The organism is Brevibacterium sp. ACRRH (assembly GCF_022346365.1).
GTDB lineage: Bacteria > Actinomycetota > Actinomycetes > Actinomycetales > Brevibacteriaceae > Brevibacterium > Brevibacterium paucivorans.
Genome location: NZ_JAKRMN010000002.1, coordinates 31,942 through 52,141, shown reverse-complemented (window position 1 = coordinate 52,141; position 20,200 = coordinate 31,942). Strand labels below are relative to the sequence as shown.

Annotated in this window: 19 protein-coding genes; 12 read left to right on the top strand and 7 right to left on the bottom strand. The window is 56.6% G+C overall.

Annotated elements, in window-relative coordinates:
* Window position 1: 1 nt before the first annotated feature.
* Together MHX53_RS02450 and MHX53_RS02445 are read right to left on the bottom strand one after the other, a co-directional pair.
* Window positions 2-937 (bottom strand): 3-hydroxyacyl-CoA dehydrogenase NAD-binding domain-containing protein, encoded by a 936-nt coding sequence (locus MHX53_RS02450; RefSeq protein WP_239271161.1) that lies wholly within the window; start codon window positions 935-937, stop codon window positions 2-4.
* 207 nt (window positions 938-1,144) lie between these two features.
* Entirely contained in the window at window positions 1,145-2,497 is a 1,353-nt protein-coding gene (locus MHX53_RS02445; RefSeq protein WP_239271160.1) for a PLP-dependent aminotransferase family protein, read from the bottom strand.
* Window positions 2,498-2,891: 394 nt separating this feature from the next.
* On the opposite strand from MHX53_RS02445, the gene MHX53_RS02440 reads away from it, so the two are divergent.
* The 8 genes from MHX53_RS02440 to efeB all read left to right on the top strand — a co-directional run bounded on the left by MHX53_RS02440 (window position 2,892) and on the right by efeB (window position 10,862).
* The gene (locus tag MHX53_RS02440; protein WP_239271159.1) at window positions 2,892-3,581 is read left to right on the top strand and encodes a hypothetical protein; all 690 of its coding nucleotides are present in this window, start codon (window positions 2,892-2,894) and stop codon (window positions 3,579-3,581) included.
* Window positions 3,578-4,411 (top strand): nitrilase-related carbon-nitrogen hydrolase, encoded by an 834-nt coding sequence (locus tag MHX53_RS02435; RefSeq protein WP_239271158.1) that lies wholly within the window; start codon window positions 3,578-3,580, stop codon window positions 4,409-4,411. The genes MHX53_RS02440 and MHX53_RS02435 overlap by 4 nt, the downstream gene beginning before the upstream one ends.
* A gap of 23 nt (window positions 4,412-4,434) precedes the next feature.
* Complete coding sequence (locus tag MHX53_RS02430) at window positions 4,435-5,376, top strand: ABC transporter substrate-binding protein (protein WP_239271157.1); 942 nt, start codon at window positions 4,435-4,437, stop codon at window positions 5,374-5,376.
* A complete protein-coding gene (locus MHX53_RS02425; protein ID WP_239271156.1) occupies window positions 5,376-6,302 on the top strand; it encodes an amino acid ABC transporter permease in 927 nt (308 codons plus the stop codon). Before MHX53_RS02430 ends, MHX53_RS02425 begins: the two co-directional genes overlap by 1 nt.
* A complete protein-coding gene (locus MHX53_RS02420) occupies window positions 6,295-7,101 on the top strand; it encodes an amino acid ABC transporter ATP-binding protein (protein WP_239271155.1) in 807 nt (268 codons plus the stop codon). The genes MHX53_RS02425 and MHX53_RS02420 overlap by 8 nt, the downstream gene beginning before the upstream one ends.
* Window positions 7,102-7,352: 251 nt before the next feature.
* Window positions 7,353-8,267, top strand: a complete 915-nt coding sequence (gene efeU / locus MHX53_RS02415; protein ID WP_239271154.1) for an iron uptake transporter permease EfeU — start codon at window positions 7,353-7,355, stop codon at window positions 8,265-8,267.
* 37 nt (window positions 8,268-8,304) lie between these two features.
* Entirely contained in the window at window positions 8,305-9,555 is a 1,251-nt protein-coding gene (gene efeO, locus MHX53_RS02410; RefSeq protein ID WP_239271153.1) for an iron uptake system protein EfeO, read from the top strand.
* Entirely contained in the window at window positions 9,555-10,862 is a 1,308-nt protein-coding gene (gene efeB, locus MHX53_RS02405; RefSeq protein ID WP_239271152.1) for an iron uptake transporter deferrochelatase/peroxidase subunit, read from the top strand. The genes efeO and efeB overlap by 1 nt, the downstream gene beginning before the upstream one ends.
* An 18-nt stretch (window positions 10,863-10,880) precedes the next feature.
* On the opposite strand, the gene MHX53_RS02400 is transcribed toward efeB, so the two are convergent.
* From MHX53_RS02400 to MHX53_RS02390, 3 genes are all read right to left on the bottom strand, one after another.
* Window positions 10,881-11,696, bottom strand: a complete 816-nt coding sequence (locus MHX53_RS02400) for a crotonase/enoyl-CoA hydratase family protein (RefSeq protein ID WP_239271151.1) — start codon at window positions 11,694-11,696, stop codon at window positions 10,881-10,883.
* A 204-nt stretch (window positions 11,697-11,900) separates the two neighbouring features.
* Window positions 11,901-12,134: a type II toxin-antitoxin system prevent-host-death family antitoxin gene (locus MHX53_RS02395; protein ID WP_239271150.1), complete on the bottom strand. Its 234-nt coding sequence runs from the start codon at window positions 12,132-12,134 to the stop codon at window positions 11,901-11,903.
* A gap of 248 nt (window positions 12,135-12,382) precedes the next feature.
* Entirely contained in the window at window positions 12,383-13,015 is a 633-nt protein-coding gene (locus MHX53_RS02390) for a TetR/AcrR family transcriptional regulator (protein WP_102239345.1), read from the bottom strand.
* A 210-nt stretch (window positions 13,016-13,225) separates the two neighbouring features.
* Between MHX53_RS02390 and MHX53_RS02385 the strand changes: the two genes are divergently transcribed.
* Together MHX53_RS02385 and MHX53_RS02380 are read left to right on the top strand one after the other, a co-directional pair.
* Window positions 13,226-14,017 (top strand): SDR family oxidoreductase, encoded by a 792-nt coding sequence (locus tag MHX53_RS02385; protein WP_239271149.1) that lies wholly within the window; start codon window positions 13,226-13,228, stop codon window positions 14,015-14,017.
* Window positions 14,014-15,195 (top strand): phosphotransferase family protein, encoded by a 1,182-nt coding sequence (locus MHX53_RS02380; protein WP_239271148.1) that lies wholly within the window; start codon window positions 14,014-14,016, stop codon window positions 15,193-15,195. Before MHX53_RS02385 ends, MHX53_RS02380 begins: the two co-directional genes overlap by 4 nt.
* A 177-nt stretch (window positions 15,196-15,372) precedes the next feature.
* Here MHX53_RS02380 and MHX53_RS02375 read toward each other — a convergent pair whose 3' ends face one another.
* Together MHX53_RS02375 and MHX53_RS02370 are read right to left on the bottom strand one after the other, a co-directional pair.
* A complete protein-coding gene (locus MHX53_RS02375; RefSeq protein ID WP_239271147.1) occupies window positions 15,373-17,253 on the bottom strand; it encodes an acyl-CoA dehydrogenase in 1,881 nt (626 codons plus the stop codon).
* A gap of 541 nt (window positions 17,254-17,794) precedes the next feature.
* On the bottom strand, window positions 17,795-18,673 hold the full coding sequence (locus MHX53_RS02370; protein WP_239271146.1) for an apolipoprotein A1/A4/E family protein: 879 nt from the start codon (window positions 18,671-18,673) through the stop codon (window positions 17,795-17,797).
* 272 nt (window positions 18,674-18,945) lie between these two features.
* Here MHX53_RS02370 and MHX53_RS02365 point away from each other — a divergent pair, with 272 nt between their 5' ends.
* Entirely contained in the window at window positions 18,946-19,479 is a 534-nt protein-coding gene (locus tag MHX53_RS02365) for a peptidylprolyl isomerase (protein ID WP_102239340.1), read from the top strand.
* An 8-nt stretch (window positions 19,480-19,487) separates the two neighbouring features.
* Window positions 19,488-20,189 carry a rhomboid family intramembrane serine protease gene (locus MHX53_RS11740; RefSeq protein WP_239271145.1) on the top strand — a complete coding sequence of 234 codons (702 nt, stop codon included), beginning with the start codon at window positions 19,488-19,490 and terminating at the stop codon, window positions 20,187-20,189.
* Window positions 20,190-20,200 lie beyond the last annotated feature (11 nt).

The following is a 20,200-nucleotide window of genomic DNA, read 5'->3' as shown; positions in this document are numbered from 1 at the left end:
GTTACTTTTCGTCGTCTGACTGGGGCTGCGTTTCGGTGACTGCGATGAGGCGGTTGCCCCCGTCTGCCTTGGTCAGGGCTTCGCTTACCGCGATGAGGCGACGGTCACGGGCCGTTTTTGACTCTTGTGTTGCCGTGGTGCCGTAGGACTCTTCGACGGCTTCGACAACGGGGGTGTAGGAGTCGTCGCCGAACGTGGTGGCTTCGGTGTCGAAGGAGTCAAAGGTGGACAGAACGTGGTCCACTAGGCCACGGAAGCCGTGGTCGGAGCCTTGGTGGAATGCCTCGAAGGGACCCACGGATGCCCAGCGCACGCCCACTGAGTTGCGCACCGCGGTGTCCAGCTGGGCGGGGCTCACGATTCCCTGTTTGACCAGGTAGGAAGCTTCTTTCATGATTGCCCACTGCAGGCGGTTGATGACGAAGCCGGGGATTTCGCGGTTGAGCCGGACCGGCACTTTGCCCAGTTGTGTGTAGAAATCGGTGACGGTGTTGAGCACGTCCTCCGAGGTGTGCTCGTTAGGCACGATTTCAACCAGGGGCAGGAGCTCTGGCGGGTTGAAGGGGTGGGCGATGAGGATGCGGGCGGCCACGTCAGCGGGTAGGTCCTGTGCCACGACGGATGATGGGATGCCCGAGGACGAAGAAGCGAAGATCGTGGTGTCTTTGGCTGCCTGCGTCATGGTTGCGTACAGGTCTTTTTTGATCTGTTCGCGTTCGGGGCCGGACTCTTGAACGAGGTCGGCGTCTTTGACCGCTTCCTCGAGGGGTGCGGTTGCGAGGTGCGTATCTTCGGGGAGTTCTTCGTTGATCTGGGAGATGAGTTGGTCGAGGTCGTCACGAACATCCGAGACCGTGACCTCAAGCCTGTTTTTAGCGAATAAACGTGCCCACGATTGACCTATAACTCCGAAACCTACAATAGCGACTTTCTTCACAAGAACTCCTTTAGAGGTGGGGGAGAGGCCTGGCCTATGCGCCGAACCCGCCTGTATGAGCGACTTACGCAACTGGGCCGTAGAGCCCCGAGGTTATGCTTCCCGCTGTACCAGGGGTACTTCTACTGTAAACCTGAAGTGAGTGGCTGGCCGCTTCTTCGGGTACATGCGCAACGCAAAGAATCGGCCCGAATCGTGGTCGAAGGTTTACGGCGCTGGCGCTCTCGAGGCTAATGCAATCGCGTCTGTTGCTTCTAATAGTTGCTCTTCGCTTAGAACTCCCACGGTTAGGCGAATGAACGGTTGTTTATGACTAATTCGAGTGAGTTCTGAAGTCGTTACTGCATACCCATGAGTTGCCAGGACAAGCTGTGATCGTGCGTCACTCGGGACGGGAACCGACATCACTAAACCGTCGTGAGATAGGGGAGAGACGCCTCTTTCAGCGAGTGCACGAGCTAGTAGCGTCCTACGCCGTTTATACGTTTCACGCGCTACAGCAACCGTATGCATTGACTCCTTATCGGTGATCAGATGCGCCAGACTGTTCTGGAGGATTCGGCTCACCCAACCAGCTCCAAATTTCAATGTCTCGCGTGCTAACTCAATGGGGCGGGGGTTGGCGCTACCCATGATGCCGATCCGCAAATCAGGTCCGTATGCCTTTGAAAAGCTTCGGATAAGGATCGTCTGCTGGGGGAGGAAATTTCCTAAGCTTAATAGAGGATTTTCTGAAATGTCGCCGGCCCCATCGTCCTCGATGACGATGGCTTCATGCTTTTTGAGTATAGACACGAGCTCCTCGCGACGATTGCTTGTCATAGAAACGCCAAGAAGAGAACTGCATCGAGGCTCGTAAATAAATCCAGCCACTCCAGTATTCAGCGCTTGTTCAAGAGATGAAGGTGAAGGTCCGTGTTCGTCAGTTTCTACAGGGACAGGACGTAGCCCACAACGGTCAAGAATGTCAAGAATTCGCGGCGGTGCTGGGTCTGCTACAGCGTATTTTTCACCAGGCGACGAAATGCCTTGTAGAAGAAGGTGAAGTCCTTCGAAACCGCCACTCACTGCAAGCCATTGCTGTGCTTTGAAAGGCCAGTGTGGTTCGATAGCTGTCTGAAGAGCCGGGGTAATAGCTTGTCGTGTATAACTGTGGAGTTCCGGATCAATATTTAAAGCGTATGCAAATGCCTTACGTAAGTCAGGCAAAAGCTGTGGGTCAGGGCTTGCGTACGTCATGTCAACCGCACCGTCTGGGAGATAGCTCGATAAGAAGTCAAACCTTCGTGGGCCAACCCGGGGAGCAGCGGATGAGACCCAGGAACCTTGTCTCCCGGTTCCATCGATGTAGCCCCTCGAACGCAGATTCTTCCAGGCTGCCGATACCGTCGCACTACTTACGTGCAACTCACGCGCCAAGTCACGTACTTTCGGGAGGCGCGTGCCCGTGGTGATTTCTCCACTGCGGATAAGTTTCACGACAGTTGCCGAAATCCCACTGGCAGATGCTTCCACGAGTGAAGCGGCAATTTCTATAGCTGTGATGTTGTCTTGGTGCATTCAAGGCTCCTTTTGTTCAGAATCAATATTAATCATTGTTTTTCTTGTGTGCTGAACTTAATGTTGTCGCAATCACACTTTCAGGTGAACGTCGGATGAGAGGAGCCGCGAGTTGGGGTCTGTAGCGATTGGTACTCGTCAATGGGATCATGTGTTCCCCATTGCGATGGGGGATATAGCACCTGTAGCGGGACATGAAGTAAGTCTTGCTCGGTTAGAGCAGACCCCAAACTTGTGGACTGACTCGCAGTTTGATGCTGGCGAGACTTCGTTGAGCAAGTATGTGCGCCGCAGAGCTGAAGGCGATGACAGAGTAATTGGGCTTCCAATTTTCGTGATGCGTGGGTTCCGTCATCGTTGCATAATCGTACGTTCGTCATCGGACGCGTATAGCTTGGGTGATTTAGCAGGTGCGCGCATTGGTGTAACCGGGTGGCCAGACTCGGGAAACACATGGACACGAGCGCTTCTCTCTGAGGCAAACGTCTCCCTTGCTGAGATTCGGTGGACGGTCGGGAGGCTGACGAAAGACCATCCGATTGTCGATCGGTTCGATGGTGTGGTGCCTGGTGCAAGTTTCTCAGTGGCCGCAGATGAGAAACCGATGGTCGAAGCGTTGATTGATGGCGAACTTGATGCGGTTTTCAGTCCGTTCCTGCCACCTAATTTTTCGTCTCCTAACAGCCAAATGCGTCTGCTCTTTGAAAGTGTTGTAGACGAAGAAAAGCAGTTCCTGGAAGAGAAGCGTTACATTCCGGGAATACACATTCTCGGGGTTCGTTCGGAACTGTTGAAGTCTTCACCTCATGTTGCCAATGAGCTTGGCCGGATGTTTAGAGAGTCAGCGCACATTGCTCTGAAGCGTCATCGCAAGCTCCAGGACGTGACACCGTGGCTTAATCAAGCAATCGATCTCTTTGATGACACCGGAACTACAGATCCGAATCCCACTGGACTAGCTGCAAACACCCGCATGCTGTCGGACTTCATCAGTCATTTGAAAACGCAAGGGATTGTTGATGAGACTCCGCCTTTATCTGAACTTTTTCCATACGGCTTAGATGAGGAGTTTGAAGAAAAATGACTTCACTGTCCGAAAACGTGCTACGAGCAGCTGTTGGTCAGTTTCCAGTAGTAGAAGATTGGGAAGCTAATGCTTCTGTAGCTGGTCGGCTCATCGATGAAGCTGAACGTGACGGTGTTCAACTTCTCGTGTTGCCAGAAGGCATAATGACACGATTCATTGACCGTAAAGAGAAGATCCGGGAAGCAGCGCAGGCGCTTAATGGTCCTTTTGTTGAGGCGATGCGCGAGCACAGCCGTGACAAGAACGTGACGGTTATTTTTGGTGTGCATGAACTCTCAGATGACCCACGACCCTTTAACACGCTCGTGGTTTTGCGCGACGGACAAGTGATCGAGGTCTATAGGAAACTGCATCTTTATGACGCATTCGAAGCAGTTGAGTCTGACAACGTTCGACCAGGAAACGAACGCGCGCCAATTATCTCGGTCGCTGGCTTTGCTGTTGGTTTAATGACGTGTTACGACGTGCGCTTTCCCGAACAGGCCCGAGACCTTGCAGATCGGGGCGCAGAAGTTATAGCTCTTCCCGCTGCTTGGGCTGCGGGGCGGACTAAAGAGTTCCAGTGGTCAACCCTTGTTTCAGCGAGAGCGCTCGACGCGACTGTTTTTGTTGTGGCCTCCGATGAATCAGGGCCCTCATGCGTGGGTGCTTCAAAGATTGTCGACCCGTTAGGTTCGTCGCTTGCAGCATGCACAGAGGTCACCAGTCTGGCTGTTGCAGAACTTCGCAAACAACACCTTAATGACGTTCGTACAAAACTTCCGGTACTTCAGCACCGGCGATTTTCTTTATCTTTCACACCTACAGAGATGAATTGCCGCGACTAGGCAATAAGGGAAGGAAGTAAGTCATGACTACAAACACGAAGCCACGTAAATCCATCTGGAAGACACTTTCAATAGCTGCCACGTTCGCTTTAATAGCAGGCTGCACGGTCGACGAGTCAAAGCTGAATTCGTCTGATGCGGACAAGAACACGGGTGGTGAAATTCAGAAGCAAGAAGTGAATGAAGAGCTTCGCAATCAGCTTCCTGAGGACATCTTGGAAGCAGGTTCGATTACGTCAGTGAATACCGGGTCATTCCCGCCCTACACAATTGTGGATGGCGAAAACAAAGTAACCGGAGCAAGTGCTGACTTGGCCGAGGCAATGGGGCAAATGCTTGATGTGAAAATTAACCACAAAACGATTGACGGATTAGCCAGTGTACTCACGGGTATGGAAGCTGGACGTTACGACCTGAGCATTGGTCCAACTGGTGATTTCCCGAAAAGGCAAGAACAAGCAACGTTTATCGACTGGGTTCAGGAGTATGTCGTTTTTGCGGTTCAGAAAGGTAACCCAAGCGATATCGACGGCCTGGATACTACATGCGGAGCGAAAATCGCCGTACAGGCTGGTGGATCTGCGGAAGCAGTCATTAAAGAACAGGCCTCTAAGTGCGAAAGTGACGGAAAGGAAAAGGTTGAAGTTCAGTCCTACAAGGACCAGCCGAGCGCAATCCTTTCTGTGCAGTCTGGCCGTGCCGATGCATTCTTCTCGTCAAGAGCACCACTGACGTACTTTGTCAATGAGTCAGGTGGAAAGCTTGAACTTGTAGGAACAGAGTCCCAGAACGGTTTTGATGACCTGTATCAGGGGATTATGGTTCCGAAGGATTCGGAACTTACTGACGTCATCCTGGAGTGTCTTGAAGAGCTTCACGAAAACGGCACGTATGACGCAATTATGGACAAATGGGATCTCGACGCAAACAAGCTCGACACCCCTGGCATTAACTTGGCGAAGTAATGATGACTGATAAGTCGACACCTTTAGATATAAGTAATGCCCGAAGAAAGCAACATCCTTGGCAGATCGTTGGTGCAGTTGTCGCGTTAGTCCTCGCGGCTCAGGTCATCTACCTACTGTTCACAACCCCAAACTTCGGATGGGATGTTGTTGCGCTGTATCTGTTCGAAAAATCCATCATGCGCGGTCTGGGAGTGACATTACTCTTGACCGTGATTGCGATGACGATCGGTATTCTTCTGGGTATCGTTCTTGCTCTCTGCAGAATGTCAAATAACCCAGTGTTGAAGCCACTTGCAGCTTTTTACATTTGGTTTTTTCGTGGAACACCAACACTTATCCAGCTGATCTTTTTCTACAACTTGTCAGCTCTCTTCCCGGTTCTTGCCATTGGAGTGCCTTTTGGCGGTCCGACGTTTGCCGAAGCGCCTACCAATAGGATTGTCACAGCGTTTTTGGCTGCAATTCTTTGTCTGGGGTTGAATGAAGCAGCTTTAATGGCTGAAATTATTCGAGGTGGCTTGCTGTCGGTCAAGAAGGGTCAGCGTGAGGCCGCTGCTGCGCTAGGGATGTCACCATTCAGAAGCTTTCGCAGGATTATTCTGCCTCAAGCAATGCGTTTCATCATCCCACCTACGGGCAACCAAGTTATTTCTATGGTGAAAAGCACTGCTCTGGTGAGCGTGATTGCACTTGCAGACCTTCTGTACTCAGCGCAAGCAATTTACAACCGTACGTTCCAGACAATCCCGCTGCTAATCGTCGCGTGTATTTGGTACCTGGTGGTGACTTCTATTTTGAATGTTGGTCAGCACTACATTGAGCGCCATTACGGTAAATCAGACCTACCGAAGTCCGCGTCAGGTTGGCAATCTTCTTTCGGTCGTATCTTTAGTAGAAATAAGGAGAAAGCGGTCGATGCCTAACAGTTTGAAATCACGCGAATCCGCCAAATCTAGTAAAGCGGCCCCAGTTCTATCTGTCATAGATGTTCAGAAGAGCTTCGGCGACGCAACGGTCCTGAAGGGAATAAACCTCGAAGTCGCCGAGGGCGAATCTGTTGTCATACTTGGCCCTTCTGGGTCAGGTAAGTCTACGTTTCTCCGTTGCATAAATCTTCTGGAACAACCAGATGGGGGACGAATTCTCGTAAATGGAGAAGACGTCGGTTATGCGGTTAAGAATGGTCGCCTACACGAACTTTCGCCACGTGAACTAGCTCGCCGACGTGCTCGCATTGGCATGGTGTTTCAGCAGTTTAATCTGTTCTCACACATGACAGTGGCCCAGAATATTACTGAGGGCCCTGTGGGTGTTTTAGGACAAAAGAGAAGCACTGCAAACAAGCGGGCTTCAGAACTACTTGAAATGGTAGGCCTTGCAGGGCGTGAGGATGCTTATCCCGAACAACTTTCTGGAGGACAGCAACAGCGCGTAGCGATTGCTAGAGCTTTAGCGATGGACCCTGCCTTGGTGCTGTTCGATGAACCAACGTCTGCACTTGACCCTGAGCTCGTCGGTGAAGTTTTAAGCACAATGCGCGCGCTCGCGGAGGGCGGGCTGACGATGGTTGTCGTTACTCACGAGATATCCTTCGCTCGCGAAGCAGCTGACCGCGTGGTCTTTATCGACGGTGGCATAATCGTTGAGCAAGGACCCCCGGAGGAAGTTATTGACAATCCGCAACATGCACGGACAAGAGAGTTCCTGAAGCGGTTCTTATAACGGGAACATCTGAGCAATGGTGAAGGGCGCCATGGTAAACACCATGGCGCCCTTTAGCGTGTTTACCTACCGCACGCATCGCCTCGCCAGGGGTACTTCCACTCTACGCCCTGAGAAATGCGAAGAGGAGCATGTGATTTTCGTGCTACTGTAGGTAAGCCTTACCTAAGTAGGTAAGTAGTTAGTTAGCTAAATGCTTGCTCGTGCGAGCCTTCCGGCTCGTGCACTCGCATTCTCGAGTTCGGATCTCAATGTTTCTAGCGTCACTTTTAATTGGGTTGCGCGAAGGCCTCGAAGCCTCGCTCATCATCGGCATCCTGATTGCATACCTAGGCAAACTTGGTCGTCGCGAAGCCATCCGCCACATGTGGAGCGGGGTGGCTATCGCTGTCGTACTCACTGCAGTAATAGGCGCAGTCAGCACGTTTGGACGCTCCCGCTTGTCGTTTAAGACCCAAGAGATTATCGGCGGATCAATGTCGATCCTGGCAGTCATCATGATCACCGGAATGATCTTCTGGATGATGAGCGCAGGCAAGAAAATGAAAGCAGCACTCGAAGGTGACATCGAAAAGGTGCGCGCCCGCCGCATGAGCGTAGGCTTCGCAGTCTTCGCCGTGGCATTCGTTTCCGTAGCCCGTGAAGGAATTGAAACCACGATCATTTTGTGGGGGTGGGTCAATAACCCACTCGCCATTATTGGAGCACTCGTAGGTGTCATTCTTGCGGTCGCGCTCGGCTGGGCACTGTTCAAAGGACTCATTTGCTTCAACCTGAGCACCTTCTTCACGTGGTCAGGAGCCGCCCTCATCGTGGTCGCCGGTGGAGTGCTGGCATACGGCATCCATGACCTGCAAGAAGCCGCCGTGCTCCCAGGGCCATTTTCGGGAGCACCCATCACCCCCACACACCCGCGCACCGGCGAAGTGCTCACCGGGTTCTTCACCTACCCGTTCTGGGGAGCGGCCTTCCCGTTCGGTTGGGCGTTCAACGTCTCCGATGTGATCGACCCGTCCGGAGTGCTCGCCACCTTCTTAAAAGGAACGGTCGGTTTTGTTCCGCAAATGTCATGGCTCGAAGTGCTCGCATGGTTCGTCTACATGGCCGTTGTGATTCCTGCGTTCATTCGACGAGTCCGCGAAAACAAGCCATCTTCCACGAACTGAGCCAATCTACCCATCTTTGACCAGCAAGGAGAAAACCATGAAAAAGATAGTCCGCATGTCTGCAGTGCCTGTTCTAGCACTCGCTGTCACAGCCCTAGCCGCATGTGAACCCAACGCAACCGACGGCGCACTTAACGTAAAAGCAACGAACACAGAATGCGCAGTGTCAGCCGACACCGCTGAGTCGGGAACCCGCGAATTCACCATTAAAAACGAGGGCGACATCGTCACCGAGTTTTATCTGTTGGGCGAAGACGGCCTGCGCATTGTCGCGGAAAAGGAAAACATTGCACCTGGTTCAGAAGCGACGCTGTCCGTTTCGTTGCAACCAGGCACATACTTCACCGCGTGCAAACCTGGATTACGCGGAGAGAACGTCGGTGAAGCTCAATTTACGGTCACCGGTGAACCCGTCGAAGTCTCCGGCGAAGACAAAGAACTCTTCGACAAAGCGGTCAAAGACTACATCGCGTTCGTGAAGAACGAAGTCGCCGAACTTGAACCAAAAGTGGGCGAATTCGCTGATGCTTACGCAAAGGGCGACGACGAACAAGCGCGGAAACTGTACGCCACAACCCGCACACACTACGAACGCATCGAACCGATTGCTGAGGCTTTGGGCGTGCTCGACCCCCGCATCGACTACCGTGAAGTGGACTATCTTGCGGAAGCGGATTCCCTGAGGAAAGACGACCCAACCTTCACCGAATGGTTGGGCTTCCACCGAATGGAAAAGGACCTCTTCCCACCCAAGAAGGGCGACAAGAACGCAGATGGTGCTGATGCATTCGACGGGTGGAAGCCGTCCAGCCCCGAAGACCGGAAACGAATCGCGGACACCCTCAAAAAGGATGTGCACAAGTTGCGCGAAACCGTGGACGCGGACAACTTCATCGAAGACCAGCAGATCAACATTGCAACCGTTGCCAACGGAGCTTCCGGCCTGCTCGAAGAAGTTGCCGTCAGCAAGGTGACAGGTGAAGAAGACTGGTGGTCACACACCGACCTCTACGACTTCGCTGCCAACGTAGAAGGCTCGAAGATTGCGTTTGACCTGGTCAAGCCCATTGCGGAACGTAAAGGCTCCGAAGGTGAGCAACTAGTCAAAGACATCGAGCAAGAGTACGGCGAGCTCAACAAGCTGCTGGGCGAATACGGCAACCTGGACGAAGGCTTCGTCAGTTACGACACCGTCACCGCCGAACAGCAGGCCGAACTCACCCACCAGATCGACGAACTGCGCGAACCGCTGTCCAAGCTGACTGGAACGGTTTTGGAGATCAAGTAATGGTCGAACACCAGGAACAAAATGGTGAAGAGGAAACACCAGAGTCTGCCCGAGGTGTGGGTCGCCGCGGGCTGCTCGGCGCCATGGGCGCCGGCGCGGCCGGGCTCGCTCTGGGCGGGGTGTCCGGGTTCGCGTGGGGACGCGAACGCGGACAGGTGCCCACCACCTCGGCGCCAAAGACTTTCCCGTTCGAAGGCGATCACCAGGCAGGAATCACCACCGAAGCACAAGACCGCATGCACTTCGCGGCCTTTGACCTCACAGACGGGGCCACGCGGGAGGACCTTATTGAACTCCTCGAAGATTGGACCGAAGCCGCGCGTCGCTTGGTCATAGGCGGCGAGGTTTCAGCGCGCGGTGCTTTTGGGGGTGGCCCCAACTTTCCACCCGATGACACAGGTGAAGCATTTGGCCTGGATCCGGCCGGCCTCACGCTGACGTTCGGATTTGGGCGCTCGCTCTTCGTCACCACAGACGGAAAAGACCGCTTTGGCTTGCGTAAACACATGCCAAAAGAATTCATTGACCTGCCGGTGATGACGAATGATTTCCTAGACCCTAAACGCTCCGACGGTGACTTGTGCATCCAAGCGTGCGCGGACGACCCGCAGGTGGCAGTTCACGCGATCCGAAACCTCACGCGGATGGGCGTGGGCAAAACGCGCATCAAGTGGTCGCAGCTGGGGTTTGGGCGCACATCCTCGACCACGCGCAGCCAAGAGACTCCGCGCAACCTTTTTGGGCAAAAGGACGGGACGGCAAACATCAAAGCAGAGGACACTGCCGCGCTGAACGAGCACGTGTGGATCAACGCCGGTCCTGCCTGGGCTCACGGTGGTAGCTACCTGGTTGCCAGGCGCATCAATATGACGATTGAAGTGTGGGACACGCTTCAATTAGCCGAACAGGAGCGTGTCACCGGGCGTTTCAAGCATGACGGTGCCCCGCTGTCCGGTGGAGATGAGTTTTCGCCCGTGGACTTTCACAAGCTTGATAGCCAAGGTCGTCCCGTAGTGGATGAGAACTCTCACGTGGCGCGCGTCCACCCTGATAACAACGGGGGCATTCGCATGCTGCGTCGCGGTTATAACTTTGTGGACGGAAACGATGACCAGGGTCGCTTAAACGCGGGGCTGTTCTTCATTGCGTTCGTCAACGACCCTGGCAGGTTTGCGCGCGTGCACAGCAACATGTCACGCGATGACATGTTTGTGGAATACCTCAAGACCACCGGTTCTGGCGTGTTCTTGATCCCGCCGGGAGTGGGCTCAGACGGGTACGTGGGGCAGTCGCTCCTGGAAGCGTAGAACAGGAGGGCTAGGCTCTTACTTACCAGTCCAGCGAGGTGCACGCTTTTCAGCGAACGCCTTTGATCCCTCGATCGCGTCGTGCGAGTTGAACACGACGCGCGTGAGTGGTTCCTGCTTGGCCGATTTTTCGTCGCTCGCCCAGTCAGCGGATTCCACGATGATCTGCTTGGACGTGCGCACCGCCAACGGCCCGTTAGCCGCAATCGTGCGAGCCAACTCCAGTGCACCTTCCAGAGCCTGACCTGCGGGAACAACCCGGTTGATGAGACCGTGACCGGCCACAAACTCGGTGGGGTAGAGGTCACCGGTCAGCGCCATCTCCATCGCGATCGCCCGGTGCGTGCGTTCCGGAAGCGTATACACGCCACCTGCCGCAGCAACCAGACCGCGCTTCACCTCGGGAAGCCCGAACTTAGCGTTATCCGCGGCCACCACCAGGTCGCACGCCAGCATGGTCTCAAATCCGCCCGCCAACGCGTACCCTTCGACAGCTGCAATGAGTGGCTTGGCTGGGGGCGCCTCGGTCAGCCCGGCAAACCCGCGGCCCTCAACGGACGGGGACTCCCCGCGCACGAACGCCTTGAGATCCATGCCCGAACAGAACGTCCCACCAGCACCCGTAAGCACGGCCACGGCCAGTTCGTCATCGTCGTTAAAGCGGTCAATCGCGGCGGCGACACCCTGGGCCACGTCCTTGTTGACGGCGTTCTTGGCCTCGGGACGGTTCAGGGTGATGACGAGGATGTTGTCAACAACCTCGGTGAGTACGACCTGGTTTGTGTCTGCCGGGGCGTCCGCCGAGGTGGTTGCTGGGTTTTCGTTCTGGGTCATTGGATCTCCTTCGATCGAGGGTTTCGTCCAGCCTATGCGGTGAGCTGGGCACCGAGCTATTTTTGTGTGCGCTGTCTCACAGAGTGTGCTTGGGTGGGGTTAGGTTCCGAGGTGTGGGCCAGTTTGTGAGGGCCCGGTTAGGGTTCGCGAATCAGCCGCGCGTGTCAACGGTGTGCCGACCCATGTCATTCGGTCAGGTCATGCCTACGCCTGGTCGCGTTCTTCAAGCCTTTCGACTGAGTCAAGTAGGCGGCGGGCGTTGGCTGGTGTTCCAAGCAAATGCGCAGTTTCACGTAACGATTCGTACTCAGTGAGGGAAACGATCACGACGGGTTCGTGGCCGGAACGCGTGATGATCGTTTCTACGCGGTCGTTGACGACGGCGTCAAGAACCTTTGCGAAGTTTGCGCGGGACTCCGTGTAGCTCATCGCTTTCATGTGGGTGCTCCTCAAGCAGATCGCTGTGCAACTAATTATGCAGTAACTCTTTCAGCGACGAGGGGCATGGAGGTGCATTACTCTACAAACCTCGAGCGGGTGTGTAGACCAATTACCCTTTTTGTTCGTTTTGTTCACGTTTTTGGCCCAAAATCGCCACGTTACTCTACACAACTCGAAGACAGTCACTTTGATGTGTAGACAAAACCACCACGAAGCTCACTTAAGCCCCCGGTGGGCTCACCGACTTAGCGAACAGCCTCCACGGTGCGCAGGCACAGATCCGTGTAACGGTCCACAACTTGGGCTGCGGTTAGCTCGCCGTCAGGTTGGAACCACGAGGCAACTGAAACGCACATTGATACCACAGCTCGTGACGCATCTAGCGGGTACGGTGCGGTGAACACGCCAACCTTGGCTCCGGCGACCACAATGTCGTCGATCTGCTTCTGTTGCCGTAAACGAGCTTTCCGGTGCGTCGCTAAACCTTCCGCATCCAAAGACCTGGCTTCTGAGGCGTTGACCAGCGCTTCGTCTTTACGCACAGTATGAAACCACAGCATGCAGTTCATGACGTTGGTGAACTGGGCCAACGGATCGTCCCCGGCTTCTTCACGTGCAAGCTCGGTTCGCCACCACAGCTCATCCATACCCTGGGACAGGAGGGCCTGGAGGATTGCCTGTTTGGATGGCCAGTGATGATACAACCCAGGTACGGACAGGTTCGCTTCCGTTGCGATGTTGCGAATCGACGTGCCGTGATACCCAGCCCGTGCAAAGCACCGAAGTGCCGCCCCTTGCACTGGGGTCCATGGGTTGTCGCTGTAGTCGCGCCAGATTGCGCTAGAGCTGTGTGAGTTTGAGCTGGTTTCGTTGTTCATTCATTTCTCGATTAGGCGTGTGTTCGTGCGGGGCGGTCGCCATGTGTTTGTCTGGCAATCATCGGTTGACAAGGCGTTAACCCCATGGTCAAAGTATAGGTATTTGAAGAACACCGAGCGATCGATCGGTGTAGTGTTTGATCGATCGGTGTAGATGGGGTGGGCGTTTCCGCACCCGCGCCAGGCACAGCAAAACAAGGGAGATTTGCAATGGACAACGCTGCAAGCGACTCAAGTACTACAGAAGCTCTGGCCGGCAAGGTCGCTGTCGTCACAGGCGGTAGTCGCGGAATCGGTTTGGCGATCGCACAAGAACTGGTCTCACAAGGCGCTCGCGTCATCATCACCGCCCGCGGTCAAGAAAACCTGGACGCAGCAGTGAGCACAATGCCGCAAGGTTCCGCCCTGGGAATCGCCGGAAAAGCCCACGACCCTGAACACCGTGCCCAGGTTCTTGACACCGCTGCTAAAGAGTTTGGCGGCTTAGACATCCTCATCAACAACGCTGGCATCAACCCGGTTTACGGAAAGCTCGAAGACCTGGATCTGGGTGCCGCCAGCAAAATCTTCGAAGTCAATGTGCTCGCGCAACTGGCATGGGTGCAGGCAGCGCTGAAGCACCCGGACCTGAAGTTCCGCGAACGCAAGGGCTCGGTTGTAAACCTGTCATCCGTCGCCGGTGAAACGCCCCCGCCCGGAATCGGTTTTTACGGTGTCACCAAGGCCGCCGTGTCGCACCTGACCCGCACACTGGCCGTGGAACTTGGGCCCGATATCCGCGTCAACACAGTCGCTCCCGCCGTAGTGAAGACCGACTTCGCTAAAGCCCTGTACGAAGGCAAGGAAGAAGAAGTCGCAAGCGCCTACCCCATGGCCCGCCTGGGAGTACCGGCCGACATCGCCCAAGCCGTCGCATTCCTCGTCTCCGACAATGCCAGCTGGATCACCGCACAGGTGCTCCTGATCGACGGTGGCCTCACTGCCGCAGGAGGCACAGCATGAGCGACACCACCTCAAACCCGGAGAACACGCCACCAGCCAACCAACCCGCACAAAAGGCGGGCACTTCGGAACAACCTGGGGCCACCTCGGCCGAGGTCGTTCCCACCTTTGACGGCGTCCCCACCGGGTCCGCCGCCCCAGTTCTGGTGCTGGACCGGATCGAAGCGTTCTTGGACGAACACGGCTTGGGCGCAGGCCCCGTCGAGTGGGAGCGCGTGGGTGGCGGACAGTCCAACATCACGTTCGTGTTGTCGCGCGGTGAGGAAAAGTTCGTGCTACGGCGCGGGCCCCGTCCGCCACTGCCTAAGGGCACACACAACATGGTGCGCGAGGCGCGCGTGCAGCAGGCTGTCGCCGCGCAGGGCGTTCCGGTGCCAAGGATTTTGGCGGTGGGCGAGGACGAGTCGATCCTGGGTGTGAACTTTTACATTATGGAGTTCCTGGACGGGTTCGTGATCGATTCGGCTGAACCCGCGAACGTCACCACGGCCCAGGACCGCGCGCACGTCATGGAGTCTTTCGTGGATTCGCTGGTGAAACTGCATTCGGTGGACGTGGAAGACCCCGATGTTGCTCGCTTGGGCAAGCCGGAGGGATACCTGGAACGTCAGGTGGCCACGTTTACGCGCCTGTGGGAGGTCAACTCCAAGCGCGAGGTGCCCGATGTGGTTGAGCTTGGCCGCCGCCTTGCCGCCGACATCCCCACCTCACAGCGCCACGCAGTTGTCCACGGAGACTACCGCCTGGGCAATGTGATGGTGCGCCCAGTCGGGACGCCGGACGTCATGGCGATCCTGGACTGGGAAATGGCTACGCTGGGTGACCCGCTGGCTGACTTGGGGTACTTCCTGGCGACGTACGCTGAGCCCGGTGCCGGGCAGCCCGGCGGCCGAGAGATGACTGTCATGGAGTTGTCGCGGGTGACCACTTCGGAGGGGTATCTGTCCCCAGACCAGGTGGTGGAGCGGTATAGCGCCGGGGTCGCCGAGGTGTCAGGTAGCGCCCCTGACCTGTCGCGGATCGACTGGTATAAGGCGTTGGCGCTGTTCAAGTCGTGCGTGTTCCTTGAGGCGATGTTCACTCGGTGGAAGGCTGGCGAACGTCCCGGTGACGATTTCGCGCCGAGGTTGGAGCAAGGAGTTCCGCAGCTGGCCGTCCGCGGGCTTGAGTGGGTGTGAGACTGCGCAAAGTGAGCGAGACTACGCAATATATTGCGTAGTCTCGCTCACTTTGCGCCGTTTGAGCTTGGGCGGGCGTGATGTTTTGGGCTGTAGTCTAACGACTCCTGGCGAATGGGCACGAGTGGCAGGGCCGGGCCACATGCTGGACGGTGCAAGTTCGAGGATGACCCGGCGTCACAGGCCTTTCGGATCCACATCGAGTAACACGTTTGACGCGTTCTCCATGACATCGAGCAGCGTCATCGCATGGGGGAGTTCATACTCGAAGAAGTACTGCGCGGCCGCCCGCTTCCCTGCATAGAACGTAGTATCGCTTCCAGCGCCTTCACCTGCACTGTCGCCTTCACCTGCACTAGCCTCGGCGCCGTCAATCGTGTTCACCATGTCCAACCACAGCCATGCAGCAACGATGTGCCCCATCGCTTCCAAGTACAGCGCGGCATCCTTCAAGGCGGCATTGGCACTGTCCCTACCGTGGACTTTGCGCGTCACCTGAACCGCCCGCTCGACCGCAACGCGCAGTTTAGTAGCCCACGCCTGTGTGTCGGCACCGCCCCCGGCACCACCGCCCGTCGCCTCGCACGTGCGCGCAATGCGCCTGACCAGCAGATCCAGCCCAGCCCCGCCACGCATGACCACCTTGCGCCCCAACAAGTCATTGGCCTGAATGCCGTGCGTACCTTCGTGAATCGGGTTGAGCCGATTGTCCCGATACAACTGCTCCACCGGGAAATCTCGCGTGTACCCGTACCCACCATGCACCTGAATGGCCAGGTCAGACGCCTTCAGCGCATACTGCGACGGGAACGACTTAGCGACCGGCGTCAGCACATCAAGCAACAGCGCCGCCGCCTCACGGTCCTCCGCGCGCTCCGCCGTCTGCGCCTCATCCTGCAACCGGGAACAGAACATGACCAAGGCGACTGACACCTCGGCGTATGACTTTGACGCCAGCAACATTCGCCGCACATCCGCGTGCTCCACGATGGGCACCATGGGCCCACCCTGCCCCTTGTCCTGCGGGAGGCGACCCTGGCGCCGCTCGCCTGCGTACCGCACGGCCGTCAGGTGCGAGCGCTGCCCAACCGAAGCGGCCGCCGCGCCCACGAACACCCGCGCCTCGTTCATCATGTGGAACATCAGTGCCAGGCCCTCGCCTTCGCGTCCAATGAGGTAACCAACCGCGCCCGAGGTGGGCTCACCTTGCGCGTTTACCGGCCTGTGTTTGTCGTCGCCGAACTCCAGGAGCGTGTTCGTGGTTCCACGGTTACCCATTTTGTGGTTGAGCCCCACCAGTGTGATCGCGTTGCGTTCTCCCAGGTCACCGTTGTCGTCCGTGATGAACTTGGGCACCGCAAACAGGCTTAAGCCCTTTGGTCCGGGCTGCGCGTTCTCACCTGCGTGGCGGGCCAGCACTAGGGCCACGATGTTTTCCGAAATCTCCTGGTCCCCACCCGAAATCCACATCTTGGTGCCGAACAGTCGATACGTGCCGTCCGGTTGCGGTTCGCCACGTGTGGTGAGGTCGCCCAGAGACGAGCCAACTTCTGGTTCGGACAGCGCCATCACGCCAAAGAAGCGGCCCGAGGCCATGTGTGGCACGAACCGGTCGATCAGCTCTTGTGATCCGTGCTGGTAGAGGGTCTGGGCGGCTGCGGTGGTCAGCCCCGCGTAAGCGTAAGTTGAAGCGTTCGCAGCCTGGAACCACATGTACACCGCGCGAGCCACGGTCATGGGCAACTGGAACCCGCCCACCTCTTCATCCATGGCTGCTGACATCAGGTCTGCCGCGGAAAACGCGTCGAGTGCGCGCTTCACGTCGTCGATGAGTTCAACTTTCCCGTCTGCGTTCATGCGCGGTTCGTTCGCGTCGAGCTTCTGATAGTGCGGTTCGAAGTGCTCCAGCGCGATCTGCTTTGCCACGTCCAGGATTCCGTCGAACGTTTCACGTGAGTGCTCCTTGAACCTGTCGCGCTGGGTGAGCTCATCGACTTTGAGCCATTCGTACAAGAGAAACTCTGCGTCGCGTTCGTTGAAGATGACGGACTTGGACATGTCGCTCCTTTGCGATCGATTGTTAAGTATGGGGTCATCCTACAGTTTTTGGCGGTGGTGCCAGGCGAGACGTCGCAAAGTGAGCAAGACGGCGCGTTATATTGCGTAGTTTTGCTCACTTTGCGCCGTGTGGGCCTGGCTAGGGTTGCCCGAGGTGCTAGGAAGTTTGGGCTTGGCTAGGTTGCCTGGAGCACTTCGCCCGGAAAGTCGTTTAGCTACACTCGAAAAGTTCGACTGTAGCTAAACGACCTCATTGCACCCCCATTTAGTGACCTACATCACTTGTTTGGGGGTTTTTAGCTACACTCGACGCACAAAATTGAATTGGAGTGTAGCTAAACGACGCTACGCGAATTGATCACAAGACTGGAACGGCCAGATGAGGCAAGCGCACGTCAAACCTGCACGCACACACAAACCGGTCGTGTGCAACACATGCACACGACCGGTCGGTGTTTAAGGGCTAGTCACCCAAGCTCAGTGTTTAAGGGCTAGTCGCGTTCGGGCTGTTTGCCCGGACCAGCACCCAAGCCCTTCACACTCAGTGCTTGCCAGGGGTACCCGAAGCGTCGGCGTCCTTGACGTCTTCGAGGTCAGATGCGACAACCTCAGCGTCTTTTTCTTCTTCGTCACAGTGACCTGCAGGTACTTCCACCTCGGACACGATAGGAGCGGTCGCGGTGGACTCTTCAGCGTCGTGCGAGCCCAGCGGGCGAGCGTCGGCTGGACGGTTGCCAGGCAGCGGTTCCGACCATGGGTCGTTAACTGGCTGGAGCTTCTTCCACACGTAGTAACCGATCGCGCCAATGGCACCCAGTGCCAGAACCCACACGACCCAGTTCCAACCGTTGCTCTTCTTGTTGGACTTGGCCAGTTCCTTCGACGTCTTTGACGCCTGCTTGGACAGGTCCTTAGCGCGCTTAGCTGCAGCCTTCTGAGCCTTCTTGACAGCGTTCTTGTCGCCGGTCACGCGACCCACGAGCTCTTCTACCCCCTTAGGAGCAGACGCGGAAGCCAACAGGCCAGCGACCTGCGACGATGTGTCAGCGAAACGCTTGCTTGCGTCGGAAGCAGCCTTGGTGGAGTACTCGCTTACGCGTTCGCTTGCCTGAGCTGCACGGTCGCGACCCTGTTCGGACAGTTCCTGCAGGCGAGGGCCAGCCTGGGAACGGACACGGTCGGCAACCTCGTGAAGACGGTCGCTGGTCTGAGTCAGCTTGGGGCCAGCTGCGTCGGTGATGTCGTGAATGAATTCGTTGGCACGTTCCAGGCCCGGGCCAGTGGCCTCGATGGCCTGTGCGGAACCTTCTCGAACACTCTTACCAATCTGCGATGCCACGTCACTAACCTCTTCCAAGAATGATTTTGCGGTTGTAGTCGACTTCTTAGCTACTTTTTTAGCCGGTGATTTCTTAAACATGGCCCCTCTCAAGCTCGAGAATGAAAACTCGTTGTCTTTATCCTACGTGTTTGAGTGTGCAGTGCCACCTGATCAAGTCATCTGAGACTGAGTCTTTGCTGTGTTCCAACTGCATGCCCTCGGGTGCACCTCAGCCCGGCTGAGCCCACCTCGGCCCCGGCGAAAACCTCAACCCGCCGCCCAACCGCCCAAACCCGCCGCCCAACCGCCCAAAACCACCACCCTGAATGAAACTTGACAACGCCACCGGCTGGTCATGACACAATGAAGCCATGAGTATTGCAACGCAGCAGGCGATCCTGCACACCAACAAGGGCGACATCAAACTCAACCTGTTCGGAAACCACGCGCCAAAGACCGTGGCCAACTTCGTTGAACTGGCCGAAGGCACCCGCGAATACAAGGACGACGCGGGTCGCACCAACCCCACCCGTTACTACGACGGCCTGGGCTTCCACCGCATCATCAAGCAGTTCATGATCCAGGGCGGTTGCCCGCTGGGTCAGGGAACCGGTGGTCCTGGATACATGTTCGACGACGAAATCCACCCTGAACTTCAGTTCACCAAGCCTGGCCTGCTGGCCATGGCAAACGCTGGAACTCGTGGCGGCAAGGGCACTAACGGTTCACAGTTCTTCATCACCACCGTTGCAACCGAATGGCTCAACGGCAAACACACCATCTTCGGCGAGGTTGCTGACGAAGAGTCCGCCAAGGTCGTCGCTGACATCGAAGCGACCCCCACCGGCGCAATGGACCGCCCACAGGAACCAGTCGTCATCGAGTCGGTTGAAATCATCAAGTAAAACCGACCGTGACTGATCATCCTGATCACAACGAACCGCCCACCAATGGTGGGCGGTCTTCGTTTTCGCAGAATTCTCCCGAGGAGGGGCAGGCCGAGGTGGGGCAGGCCCAGACTGCCCCGCGCTCGCCCGCTGTGCAGGCGTTGCGGCGCAGCCCCGTTACTGTGAGCATCGCCGCAGTCACGGTTGTTGTGTGGCTGACCCAGTTCGTGCCCACGTGGCACGTGCAAGAGAAACTGGCGTTTGTTCCGCTGTGGGCGTTGGACGAGCCGTGGCGGTTTGTCAGCACCATGCTGGTTCACTCTCAGCCCAGCCCCGCGCACGTGCTGTTCAACATGATGGGGCTTTTGCTGTTTGGGACGTTCTTGGAGCGCACCTTGGGCTCGGTGTTCTTTGCCGTGACGTATGTGTTGTCTGGGGTGGGCGGCTCGGTCATGGTGTGGCTGCTTGCCTTGGCGGGAATTGCGCATCCGTTCGCGTTGTACGTAGGTGCGTCTGGTGCGGTCTTTGGGCTCGTGGGCGTGCTGCTTGTGCCGTCCAAACGGCTGGACCGCAACTGGGGTGGAGTCGTGGGGTTCGTGTTGCTGAACGCGCTCATGCTCTTCGTCGAGCCCAACATCGCGTGGGAAGCTCACCTTGGCGGCTTGATCGTTGGGTTTGTTTTGGGTGCGCTGAGGCTGTGGACAATGAGACCCCACGGCGCAAAGTGAGCAAAACTACG

Bases quoted from the DNA above. Each gene is read 5' to 3' on its own strand.
- MHX53_RS02445 (WP_239271160.1), bottom strand. From the start codon at position 2,497: ATGCACCAAGACAACATCACAGCTATAGAAATTGCCGCTTCACTCGTG.
- MHX53_RS02435 (WP_239271158.1), top strand. From the start codon at position 3,578: ATGACTTCACTGTCCGAAAACGTGCTACGAGCAGCTGTTGGTCAGTTT.
- MHX53_RS02430 (WP_239271157.1), top strand. From the start codon at position 4,435: ATGACTACAAACACGAAGCCACGTAAATCCATCTGGAAGACACTTTCA.
- MHX53_RS02425 (WP_239271156.1), top strand. From the start codon at position 5,376: ATGATGACTGATAAGTCGACACCTTTAGATATAAGTAATGCCCGAAGA.
- MHX53_RS02420 (WP_239271155.1), top strand. From the start codon at position 6,295: ATGCCTAACAGTTTGAAATCACGCGAATCCGCCAAATCTAGTAAAGCG.
- efeU (WP_239271154.1), top strand. From the start codon at position 7,353: ATGTTTCTAGCGTCACTTTTAATTGGGTTGCGCGAAGGCCTCGAAGCC.
- efeO (WP_239271153.1), top strand. From the start codon at position 8,305: ATGAAAAAGATAGTCCGCATGTCTGCAGTGCCTGTTCTAGCACTCGCT.
- efeB (WP_239271152.1), top strand. From the start codon at position 9,555: ATGGTCGAACACCAGGAACAAAATGGTGAAGAGGAAACACCAGAGTCT.
- MHX53_RS02400 (WP_239271151.1), bottom strand. From the start codon at position 11,696: ATGACCCAGAACGAAAACCCAGCAACCACCTCGGCGGACGCCCCGGCA.
- MHX53_RS02395 (WP_239271150.1), bottom strand. From the start codon at position 12,134: ATGAAAGCGATGAGCTACACGGAGTCCCGCGCAAACTTCGCAAAGGTT.
- MHX53_RS02390 (WP_102239345.1), bottom strand. From the start codon at position 13,015: ATGAACAACGAAACCAGCTCAAACTCACACAGCTCTAGCGCAATCTGG.
- MHX53_RS02385 (WP_239271149.1), top strand. From the start codon at position 13,226: ATGGACAACGCTGCAAGCGACTCAAGTACTACAGAAGCTCTGGCCGGC.
- MHX53_RS02380 (WP_239271148.1), top strand. From the start codon at position 14,014: ATGAGCGACACCACCTCAAACCCGGAGAACACGCCACCAGCCAACCAA.
- MHX53_RS02375 (WP_239271147.1), bottom strand. From the start codon at position 17,253: ATGTCCAAGTCCGTCATCTTCAACGAACGCGACGCAGAGTTTCTCTTG.
- MHX53_RS02370 (WP_239271146.1), bottom strand. From the start codon at position 18,673: ATGTTTAAGAAATCACCGGCTAAAAAAGTAGCTAAGAAGTCGACTACA.
- MHX53_RS02365 (WP_102239340.1), top strand. From the start codon at position 18,946: ATGAGTATTGCAACGCAGCAGGCGATCCTGCACACCAACAAGGGCGAC.